The organism is Ruegeria sp. P8 (assembly GCF_056534665.1).
In genome coordinates this window covers 664,693-675,519 of the sequence record NZ_JBQERC010000001.1, presented here as the reverse complement: position 1 = coordinate 675,519, position 10,827 = coordinate 664,693, and the positions used below count along the sequence as shown (strand labels likewise).

Genomic DNA, 10,827 nt, shown 5'->3' with positions numbered 1-10,827 from the left:
GGGAGAACGGATACTGCGAAAGCTTCAATGGCCGGTTCAGGGACGAACTACTCAACGGCGAAATCTTCTACAGCCTGCGCGAAGCACAAATCCTGATCGAACAATGGAGGAGACACTACAATACAAAACGCCCCCACAGTGCACTGGGCTATCGCCCGCCGGCACCTGAAACCATCATCCCGATGGATCACAGGCCGATGATGCACTAACAATCAACTTGGACCAGTCAGATGAGGCTGCTCACTAAGTCAGCTTTCTGCGTCTGTTGGTGCAAGCGAAGCAGCCACTATGGAACTGCTCATAGAGATCGATGCGCGTGCATCATTGCAAAATCCCCATATGTGGGCGCTAATATCAAGAGCGCCGTGGCCCAAAGACGTACAGCCTACTGAATAGCTGGTTTATCAAGTATACAATCGCCCAAAATTTCGAATGAAATATCATGACCGACACAAGGACCGATGAACAGTTCGAGCGCCAAGAGTGGTACAGAAAAATAAACTTTATAACCGCGATTCCCGCTGATGAGGCCTTTCGGCTTCTTGCTAAAACAGCCACCCATGGGTTGGCTCACGTGATCTTGGATGACATAAGTCGCCACCTCTCATGTCATGGCGAGCAGCCAACAAAAAGCAAAACATGCCCCGGTCGTTCAGTGCAACCGGCTGTAGACTTCTAAACGTCTTTTTCATCAGCCTGCACATATTCAGGTTATGGCTACTTATTCAGATTCCGTCCGCGAACATCTCAAATATCTGGTGATGAAAGAGACCTTGGCGCAACTCTGCGCCAGCAAGAAAGCAGTTCGTAAAATCAAATCCGACAACTTCCAGGCCGGGCGAAAGCTGGACCGAGAAGAAGCAGAGACCATTGCAACCGATCACTTTGTCGAAGATAGCGACAGCTGGATTCGGGCCGTTGGCTGGCTGCTAGGGCAGAGCTACGCCGCCTCCCGCTACTACTACAAGAAAGAACTGCCCGCCCTCATCGAGGCAAATGAAACCGCAGCCGAAGCCAACGAGGGCGGCAGCGGGATCGACGTTAACGAGATTATCCGGAAAGAGCTGGGCGACGACGATCCAGACCTGTCATTCTAGTCACATCCGCAGCAACACCCCAATATCACGGCGAACCTTTGCTTGCATCGCATAAGCAAGCAGCAGAGCGTGGGCAGTCGCAACCGTTCTTTTGTTCTTTCGGAACCCAGCACCAGAGCCACCAGCGGCCTTTGCGACGGCTGTCATTAGCTCTGCCGAGGCAATCGACGCCGCGTAGAACATCCCAGCGAAGAACCTCATTTGCCCAGCTCCTGCCCTGCCGCAGCAAAGATTGCCAAAAGCACCCGGTTCTGTCCCTCGATGCTCGCGAGCTGCTTCACGATCTGCCGTTGCAGCCCGAATTGCTCTTGAAAATAAATGTCCAAAGCACGCTTAATCTCAAGTTCTTCTGTGTTCATTTTTCACACCTCAAAAAATAGGAGATGCGCAGGCCGAGGCTTACTGCAAGCCGCTATTAACCTTGTGTTAACTCTGCCACTTTTGTGAACTCATATATTCCGCGCTCAGCTTGGACAAGCTACACTGTGTCCTGGTGAAAGCTCACCCCTTCGCCTCACGAGCTGGCGGCATGGTATGGGATGCCGCCAGTTCACGCTTCTGGCACAGACGGTCGCGGCAATTCTGGGTGATCCTATGGCCCCTCATCGTCGAGCAGATCGCGGACCCGATTAGACCCAAACAAATCAAATCCACCGGTGTGTTTTTCAACAGCCTTAGCCACAGAATTCGAAATGGCATCTGGCCTACCGATTGCCGATACAAGCCGTTATTGAATCGCCCGCACATCCAGATCCAAAAATTTTGCGCATCCTCGATCAGGCGCTCTTCCCGGTAAGTTACCCCCCGCATGTTCTACAACGCTTCTTAGTCCTGCACCGTCGGCAGGCCATCTTCGCCCAGACTGAGCGCCAATAATCATTGCCAAAAAGACTCTCTTTTTGCCACCAGTAGGCCTCTGCCCCCGCAGGCCCACAGGTCCACTTTGTAAATTTTCGCCCTGGCTTTTCTCTAAAATTTGCATTTTCGGATTTCGCAGCAATTTAAAAAACAGCGCTCGGATTTTCTGGGGGTGATGGAGACAGCAAGTGGGACTGCTTTGGCCCTCCGGGACACGCAGACACTAGCAAAGGGGAGGTTCCCTCCCCCTTGACCCCCACCCTTCGGGCCACAGAAAAAAGAGGATTTTTTTGATGACCCACACGCCCCCCAAGACCCCGCCGGGACTACCCGGCCACCGCCCCCGCCGGGACCGCATGTTTAAGATGCGTCTCACCGTGATAGAGGCCGAAAAACTAAAATCATGGGCGCACGAAAACGAGCTTTCACAAGCTGATTTCGTGCGATTCATGGTCTATGGCCGCACTACGTTTGCGCCGCCGAATGCTTCGAAACTCGAAGCGATCTGTCGCCAGCTCAGCGGGATCTCCACTAACTTGAACCAAGCTCAGCACGCAATCAACTCCGCACGGGCTAACGGCACACTGACAGAGGGTCAGTTCGCGGCGATGCACAAGGCAATAAGCCATGGCGTAGAAGCTTGGATGGCACCGCTCGGAGAGCTGCGGGCAGAGCTGCGCAAACTGAAGCCAGCTAAAGTTGACACTCACAACGGCGACGAGCTGGACGCCGCCAAATGATTATCAAAACCGGTTGCATAGGTGCGGGGGATGGCCCCCGCGTCACCGCTTATGCGGTAACTCAGGCTGACAACGAGAGAGTCGAGATCATCCAAGATGATAACGATCAGCTCTTGATCAGCGATGAGTTTGCAGCCGCCAAAGGGCGTAAAAATGGGCTGTTGCACATCATCATTTCACCGGGCCAGGAACTAACCTCTGACGAGCTGAAAGCAACTATCGAAGCGATCAGAGCCGAATACGGCTTCAATCCTGCCGATCCTGAAACGCTCACCTTGCACGAAAGCAAGAGGGCCAATGGATCGACCCAACATCACTTTCATTACGTCCGACCAGCCGCCGACCTCGAGAGCGGGCGCACCTACCGCTTGTTTAGGTCGAACGCAAAAGATGAAGCGGTTTGTCGACTTTGTGAATTGAAATTCGGCCACCAGCTCACCTCTGGGCCGCGAAACGACTTTGCGGAGTTGAGACTCCGCGAACAAGGCCACGACAAGCTGGCCGACAAACTGGCCGAAGCTTTTGCCGACGAGGACAAGCCTCGCGCCGCCTACAGCCACAATGACCACCAGCAAGCCAGGCGCCGCGACTTCGACTTGCCCACCTTGCGACAGAGCTTAAAGGAGCTGGCCGAGCTGCCCCGATCAGAACAGCCCGCAAGGCTGGCCGAACTGATCAACAACAACGGCCTAGAGCTGGCCGAGGCAGTCGCAGAAGGCCGAGGCCGGAGCCGGATCATGATCGAAACGCCGGAAGGAGTGAAAAATCACAACGCCAATCGTACCCTGAAAATTCCCGCCGCTGAAGTTGCGGCCCTTATTCACGAAACAAAGGAGATTTTGAATGACCGAAGACGCAACACCCCAGAATCCAGAAAAGAGCTTGAGGGATCTGTTGAGACTGATCATCGCGGGGCAGGAGAAAATTCACCAGAGCAATCAGGCAATGATCCAGCGCCAGAACGCGTTACTGAAAATCTTACAAGCGGTGGCCAAAGGATAGACCCCGAAGAGCAGCTACTGGCAAAAGCAGCCGACGAGTTGCTGCCGCAGGCAAGAATCTTTGCCAGAAATCGTGCCAACGATCTAAGCAGCTCAGCCTTTGAAGCAAATCCCGATATTGACGATCCCAACCTTATGAAAAAACTTGCCGCGATCCTCAAGCGACAGATTGAGAAGGGTGCGAAGGCGGCAAAAGCCGCCGCTGCCTATACCTTCAGCGGGAATCAGGGGATGCTCGGTTAACCCGGCCCCGGCTAGCGCTATCGCCCTGACATAGCCTACCCGTTCAGTACTCCAGTTCCCTCAAAATCAGCTTTTGTGCTTCAGACAAACCATAAAGAGTGTACAGCTGCTCATCTAGTTCAGCTTCCAGTGCCTTTCTTTCGGCGTGGTCTTCGTCCTCTATCGCCGCAATGATGCTGTCAACTAACTCAGCCACACCAGATCCCCCCTCAAAAGGTGGGATCGGGAAGTCCTTAATATCTTTCACAAGAATTTTCGGAAATGCCCCCTTTGTTGCTTTGGGGGACGCGTTAAAGTGAAAGAAGGTTGCAAGCTTTGAGTTTAGAATACCGAGCAGAACTTTGGCATCCTGCCCGCTAGCCAAGATAGCTATGATTGCAGGATCATGGTACTGTTCTTCACCGGTTAATCCTGCAAAAATCTTTGGGTTCGTGATCTCTCGGACCAGCACACGGCTTCCGCGGAAATACTTTGGGTCACGTGGATTCGCAATTCCATCACAGTAGTCGATGTACTCTTTCCCATTCCAGTTCACTTGATATGGGGTCACATCCTCTCCCCACAACCACTCTTTCAATCCGACCTTCGTCTCTTCAGTATAGTGATAAGCCCGGGCCTTAATTATTTCATCGGACTGCCCTTGGTACTTATCATATGCAATCAATCCTTGGCTTATGTTTGGGAATCTATGTGACAACGGTTTTCCTACAGATTTAATCTGAGAAACAATTGATAAAACTTCTTGGGGAAGTTTGAAAACCAGCCCCCAATTGACATTATTCATCTCAAGATCAGCTTTGGAAATTCTGAGGGTGCTTCGCGCCGCAAGTTCCTCAAACGACGCCGCGTTTAGGGTGTTCTTGTAACCAACATCCGAGACCTTTCGGTAGTTGTTTTGGAAAACCGTAATGGCATTATGAACGGTTGCAGCCTTGAACAGCTTGAAAGCTGTGCAATCCAGCAAGAGGTGAATATTCCAGTTGTCTAGAAGCGACTTCCGGTAACCAGAAGCGAACACATTGAAAAGGAATGTGTTTGGGATAATGAAGCTTTTGACACCTTTAGGGGACAGCAGCTTCTTGGAAAGTTGGACAAAGAAATAATAGATCTCAAAATCCGGAACTTTGCCGAGCTCAGAGAGCACCATCTTCCGCTCATCACCTTTTTTGGAAACCCCATACGGAGGGTTTCCAACGATCACGTCAAAGCCGCCATTTTCTTTGAAGACATCACTAAACTCTAGCTTCCAAATGAAAAACGGCTTGATATTCTTGTGCCTCAGGGCCTTCATCTCTTCGAGATGATCAAGCTTGTCTTGCTCTCTCAGCGAAGCCTCAATGAGTTCCCACTTGAGTTGCTCAATTTCCTCTTTTAGTTTCTGTTTTTTGGTTCTTTGAGACTCTGAAATGTATTGATCAATTTTTTTCTGGAGACGCTCAGCCTTCTCTTGCTCTTGCTGAAATTTGCCTGGAGCATCAAAAATGCTGAGCTCTTGCCCCTGCAACTCATCAGGAGCATTGAGCGCCTTTTTCCTTTTGTTGAGAGAGCGAACTTCGCGCTCCAACTCCTGCTTTTTCACGGGGGACAAGGCGTCCTGGCTGTGAAGCGTAATGTACTCTCGTTGCAATTCGGACAGACGCGCATCAACATGAGCACGTTCTTTTTCGAGGTGATTGGCCTCTTCAAGGAAACTCTCATCAAAAAGCTGTACACCTTCGTACTTGGAGATGAGGCTGTTCCCCTGCATTACCTTGTGCTCAAGGTTCGGAAGCGGATGCGGCTCATTTTCCTCAACTACCAAAGCAAGCCAAAGCCGAAGCTTTGCAATCTCAACAGCCCCGGGGTCGATATCAACGCCGTATAGCGAATGAGAGATGCTGTGGAGCTTGAGTTCAAACGCCGACTGGTCACGACGAAGATGCACAGCCAGAGCTTGCCTCGCTTGCACAATCTCGTTGAGCATACCGAGAGAAAAGGCTCCGGAACCCACCGCTGGATCGCATACCTTAATGTTAGCGAGAGCTTGGTCCAATTCACTGGCACGGGAACGTACATTCTCAGGGAGCATGAATTTGTAGGTGCCTTCCCTCCCTTTCTCAAGGACCATTGCGTCGTTCTCAATGATCTGTGAACCGTTGCGAATTAATGCTTCAATTTCCGCACGAAGAACAACGTCATTCAACTCACTGCTCAGGAAGTTGATAAGGCTTTCCTGGCACATGAAGTGTACGATCTCACGCGGCGTGTAGAACGTTCCCTTGCTCTTCCTATCTTTTACCTCGAGCAGGTTCTCAAAGACCTTACCAAGCATTTCTGGGTCAACTGCGACCTCTTTTTCGAGCGGTTCACTCTCATTGACTGTGAAATTATAGCGGTCGAAAATGTCGAGGATGCCGTCCCCTTTGTCGCCTTCTGGAGTGCGGTTTGAGTTCGAGAACAGCTCATCAGGAAGACAGATATTGGTTGTTTCCCAGGCATAGCCATTCATAGGCTCGAAGAGCCCACCGTTCAGGAATGGCATCCGGCAGTTGTCAAGCCGAGGGTAGATTGCCTCAACGCCTCTGTCTTGTGCCAAAGCTTCATAGAACAGCGGTTCAAGCACATCATCGAAGAAGTTCTTTCCGTAATTCTCTCGACGGCTAAAAAGCCGCCTAAGAAAGTCTTTGGGTCCGGTGCCCCACGGCTTCTCTGGCGCTACACCAAACCACCCTTTCTTTTGGAGAAAGTAGAGGAAAGCCATCTGACCGAGAGTTTTCTTGGCAAAATCAACGGTCGTAAGTTCCTTTGCTTCAAAGTCCGCCTTGATAGCAGGATCGCTCTCCAAAAGCTTATCGAGAGACTCCTTCATCCGAAAGAAAAGGTCACAGTACTTCTTGAAGAACTCATCTGTAACGCTTTCAATACTGAAAGCTTCTTCGAGCTCTTTCAAAAGCGGCTTCTGACCATCTTGCAGCAATGACACAAAACGGCTTTGCACCGTGTGGCTACCCTCATGAGGACCAATAAGAAATGACCACCGCTTTGCTGGAGTGAGTTCCTCTTCTGTCTTCAGCTTCCCGTCTTTGACCCCGAGTGAATACTCAAGTTTCACAAGCGAAAAGCGCCAGTCATGTTGATCAGGCGAAAGAAAAGCAACAAGCGCTGCATCTCGACCGTTCTTCTTCAGGTAGTCAGCAATAAAGTTCCTCTGTGCGGTACGGGCTCTATCAAGAGAACTTTCACGCTGAAGCGTCACCACAAGGATGTCTAGACTTGTTCCTTCAGCGTCCTGGTACGTCCCAAGAAGCCGGTATCCTTGAATAAACGAACGGAACGCTTCTCGGACATACTGCCCATCCCGGCGCTTATCGAGCCGAGTGTACTCACCATTAAAAAGGTTACTGATGAAGCGCCCGAATGTTTCTGCTGAAAAGTGAGCGTCGAAGGCGTCTTTGACGAGTGAAATGGCTTCAGTTCTGTTCATTATTCTACCGCGTTAAAATACTCAGAAAGAATGATCTCTTTGGCAGCTCCCTTGCCCTGCCCTTGTTCAGCTTGGTTGGGTTGCAAGAAAGCCGCTGGAAGTTCCAACTTCAGCAGAGCCAATAGCTTCAAAGGGTTCAGCAAGAACTCCGGTGTCTTCTCAACTTTTGCATAGATGCGTTGCGAGATTTTCTTAGGTATCCCCCCCGCATCAAGCTCCCCTATAACTTGTGCAATGTACTCTTCGTCATCGTCTGTAAAGCCTTGAAAGGTCCGCACCTGCTTCGCCTTCAGGACTTTCGATAGCCGTGCTGCGTTGTCCCTGCTCCCCCGTTTGGTCGAGAACTCTTCCTCCTCAATATCGGTTGAGCGCGTGAGCATTTCCGAGTTTTTTTCCAGCAAAGCGTAGAAGGTTTTATCAAGCTTCGATCTTTTCTCTTGGGCATCCGCCTTGAGTGCCTGAGCCGTTTGAATGAAATCAAGCTCTTCAGCCGCGTTGATGTCGTCGGTGCTCACACGGAAGAATTTTTGAAGCTTTCCTTTGCGAAAGTACGTCAATAAACTCGACGTCGCTTCCTGAGCTTTTCGAGCTGTGCGAGCTTTCTTCGGGAGGCGTTTGATCTTCTCAAAAAGAGACGGGTTCTCGTCCCGGATAGCTCGTATTTCTTGAAGATACTTGAGCTCACTCTCGGGCTCTTCATCTCCTTCAATGGTGCCTTTGGATAGAAGCTGGCTGAATAGGCTGTGAGCCTCAACCTCTTCGCTCTCAGTCAACAATCGGGCATCAGCACCGAGCAGCGAGATGAAGGCTGCAATCTTCGCTTCAGCTGCTTCTTTTAATTTGATTTGATCGTTTGATTGATCAGTTGGGAAGAAAGTGTACGTGTGGATCTTCTCGTGTTGTGTATCCACCCGATTAATTCGCCCTACCCTCTGCATGATACGCGTTGGATTCCACGGAATATCGTAGTTAATGACCACGTTTGCTCGGTGGAGGTTCGCGCCTTCTGCCAAGACATCTGTTGTGATGAGCAGCTTGAAGTCATCTTTGGGCTGCTTCGCATTCGCGTCGAAATTTGCAATAACCTCTTCGCGCTCAGCCGCCGAGTTGGAGCCAGTATAGCATACGATCTGCCCTGCAAACTCCTTCTGAAGCTGTTCCTCGAGATAATTCGCCGTCTCCTTTGATTCAGTGAAGATAATGGATTTTCCATCATGAATCGGCGCTTGCGTCTCGAGTGCCTCTTTGAAAGCTAGTATCTTTGGATCGCGCTTCACCTTCTTCCACATATCCTTGATTTCCCGCAGGATATGTCGATCAGCATAGAGTTCAGCTTTTAGTTTCTCGTCAAATTCCTCAGCTGGGAACTTCTCGGCTTTTCCTTCTTCGATCAGACGGTCAACCCCATCAAGGTCTCCTCGCTCTAAGTACTCGAAAATATTCTGAGTGTGCTTGGCGCTTACATAAACCGTCCCGTCCTCAAATTCTTGAATGAAGCGGTCATAAGAGGCAATGAAACGATCCAGAGTTTGGGTAAATGCAAAGAAGCTGCTCTCAAGCCTCTTGATGAGTAGCATCTTCATGAATTTCATCATGTTTTGCTGACTCTGCCGCTCCATGGCCGTCATGCTGCCTTTGTGATGCAGCATTGGTGTATATCGTGCGTACATGAAATCTTGCGTCACAAGCTCCATCGTACGGAAAAAAATGCGGTCTTCCTCAGGGTTGAATTCATAGAAAATTGGCTGAGGCTCAGCAACGTCAGGAAAACTCATTCCTTGCTGGCGAAGATCGTCACCATAGTATTCTGAAATTTCTTTGCGGGTCCGACGAACCATCAAATGCTTGAGCACACGATCTCTGATCAGAGCTGCGTTTTCCTTAGTAGTTGAAATGTATGCTTCCTTATCGGCCTGGCGGTCCAGACCCTTCAGTTTACGTTCCAGGCTTTTGAAAAAACCTTCAACATCTGGAAGGTTCGGGATCGTGCTCTGCCGAGTTTTCTGGAACAACTTGATCTGAGCAAGAAGATCACTCGGAGTGTTGTTGTACGGTGTTGCCGTGACCAAGATGACCTTCTTTCCACGGCAGATTTCAGCCAGCTTGGCATAGGTCTCTGTTTGCTCAGAGCGGAACCGGTGCGCTTCGTCGATAAGTACTATATCAAAGTCTTGGTGCTCATTTTTGCTAATAACACGGTCAAGAACGCCGACCGAACGGCAAGAATAATCCCGAGCCCTAAAACCAAAGGTCCGGAAAGCATTTTCCCAGCTTCCAGGGTTATCTTCGTCAATCAGATGCGGAGGAGCCAGTACAAGAACCCTACGGTTCAGCTCCTGGCATAACATCGTTCCCATGAAGGTCTTTCCAAGACCTACCACGTCCGAGAGGAAGACACCGCCATGCTCATCAACAATTTTCCGCGCGTTGATAACCGCATGGTCTTGGTATTTCAGCTCTTTGAAGTTCTCTGGTCGATAACGATGGTCGATTGCCTCTTCGTTTATTTCTTCTTTAAAGTACTCATACAGAAATTTGAGGTAGAGCTCATACGGGCTGATATCTTCTCGAAGCCATGTATCTTTTTGAATGGTCTCAATGTACTTCTCGCTGACATCGACACCCCTCGCCCATAGCTCTTCAAACTTGTCGCGAGCAAATTCGTAGTCGGAACGATTTTTCAGCTCGACATTGAATTCAAGGTTCTCGACCAAGCCATTTTGAGTAAAGTTACTGGACCCGGTGATAACGCGACCCCTGTCTATCTGCCCGTCCTTGAAGCTCATCACATAGAGCTTTGAATGAATTTTCTGTTCCGGATAGGCCCGAATTTCGAGCTTTCCTGACTTCAGCCATTCAAGAAACTTCTTCACTCCAGTTTCGACATGGAGCTCGTTTTCAGACATTTCCATTTCGTCTCGGATTGCCTGCCCAAACTGATCCCTCACTTCTTTGTGTGATTGAATCCGTTGGATTAAATCAAACGTTTCTCGATTGGTGCTAATCCCAATGAGAATTCTGACCCGTTCTGTTCCCTCCAGTGAGGGATACAGTGCGTGGAAGCCGCTTGTGTAAAAATAGCCGACTAGAACATCAAAGAACTTAGTCGCTTTGATGAGCGTCGAAAACCGATCCCGCAGATTTCCCGCTTCGTCGTTTGTGATAAATGTCAGATCATTGCTCATGTGCGTTTCTTGTTGTTGGAAGCCAAATCGGCGTTTTCGATATTGTATTTATTTTTCAGTATGTTGAAAAATCTTCTGTCAGACGTTCGAACACCAGAAAACTATGTAACATAGCCAAATCCCCTCACAAGCTCAAAGCTTGGATATTACTACGTGTTCATCGACGCGCTGCCAGCAATCTCCAGTGGAAATTGCAGCAATGCACAACACGCTTGCCACCATCGAAGTTCCAAAAAACTG

The 10,827-nt window shown here is 49.8% G+C and carries 8 protein-coding genes; 4 read left to right on the top strand and 4 right to left on the bottom strand.

Annotated features, from left to right (window positions below; genetic code table 11):
• Window positions 1–209, top strand: a 209-nt coding sequence (locus tag ACR0BZ_RS03360) for an integrase core domain-containing protein (protein WP_480919451.1), incomplete at its 5' end; no start/stop codon positions are given.
• Between the two features lie 504 nt (window positions 210–713).
• Window positions 714–1,097: a hypothetical protein gene (locus tag ACR0BZ_RS03355; RefSeq protein WP_480919450.1), complete on the top strand. Its 384-nt coding sequence runs from the start codon at window positions 714–716 to the stop codon at window positions 1,095–1,097.
• Here ACR0BZ_RS03355 and ACR0BZ_RS03350 read toward each other — a convergent pair whose 3' ends face one another.
• Together ACR0BZ_RS03350 and ACR0BZ_RS03345 are read right to left on the bottom strand one after the other, a co-directional pair.
• Window positions 1,098–1,298: a hypothetical protein gene (locus ACR0BZ_RS03350; RefSeq protein ID WP_480919449.1), complete on the bottom strand. Its 201-nt coding sequence runs from the start codon at window positions 1,296–1,298 to the stop codon at window positions 1,098–1,100.
• Entirely contained in the window at window positions 1,295–1,456 is a 162-nt protein-coding gene (locus ACR0BZ_RS03345; RefSeq protein WP_480919448.1) for a hypothetical protein, read from the bottom strand. Before ACR0BZ_RS03345 ends, ACR0BZ_RS03350 begins: the two co-directional genes overlap by 4 nt.
• 792 nt (window positions 1,457–2,248) lie before the next feature.
• Between ACR0BZ_RS03345 and ACR0BZ_RS03340 the strand changes: the two genes are divergently transcribed.
• Window positions 2,249–2,695, top strand: a complete 447-nt coding sequence (locus ACR0BZ_RS03340; protein WP_480919447.1) for a plasmid mobilization protein — start codon at window positions 2,249–2,251, stop codon at window positions 2,693–2,695.
• On the top strand, window positions 2,692–3,939 hold the full coding sequence (locus tag ACR0BZ_RS03335; protein WP_480919446.1) for a hypothetical protein: 1,248 nt from the start codon (window positions 2,692–2,694) through the stop codon (window positions 3,937–3,939). The genes ACR0BZ_RS03340 and ACR0BZ_RS03335 overlap by 4 nt, the downstream gene beginning before the upstream one ends.
• 43 nt (window positions 3,940–3,982) lie before the next feature.
• On the opposite strand, the gene ACR0BZ_RS03330 is transcribed toward ACR0BZ_RS03335, so the two are convergent.
• Window positions 3,983–7,402: an Eco57I restriction-modification methylase domain-containing protein gene (locus ACR0BZ_RS03330; protein WP_480919445.1), complete on the bottom strand. Its 3,420-nt coding sequence runs from the start codon at window positions 7,400–7,402 to the stop codon at window positions 3,983–3,985.
• Window positions 7,402–10,587, bottom strand: coding sequence for a helicase-related protein (locus tag ACR0BZ_RS03325; protein ID WP_480919444.1), 3,186 nt, complete (start codon window positions 10,585–10,587; stop codon window positions 7,402–7,404). The genes ACR0BZ_RS03330 and ACR0BZ_RS03325 overlap by 1 nt, the downstream gene beginning before the upstream one ends.
• Window positions 10,588–10,827: the final 240 nt, after the last annotated feature.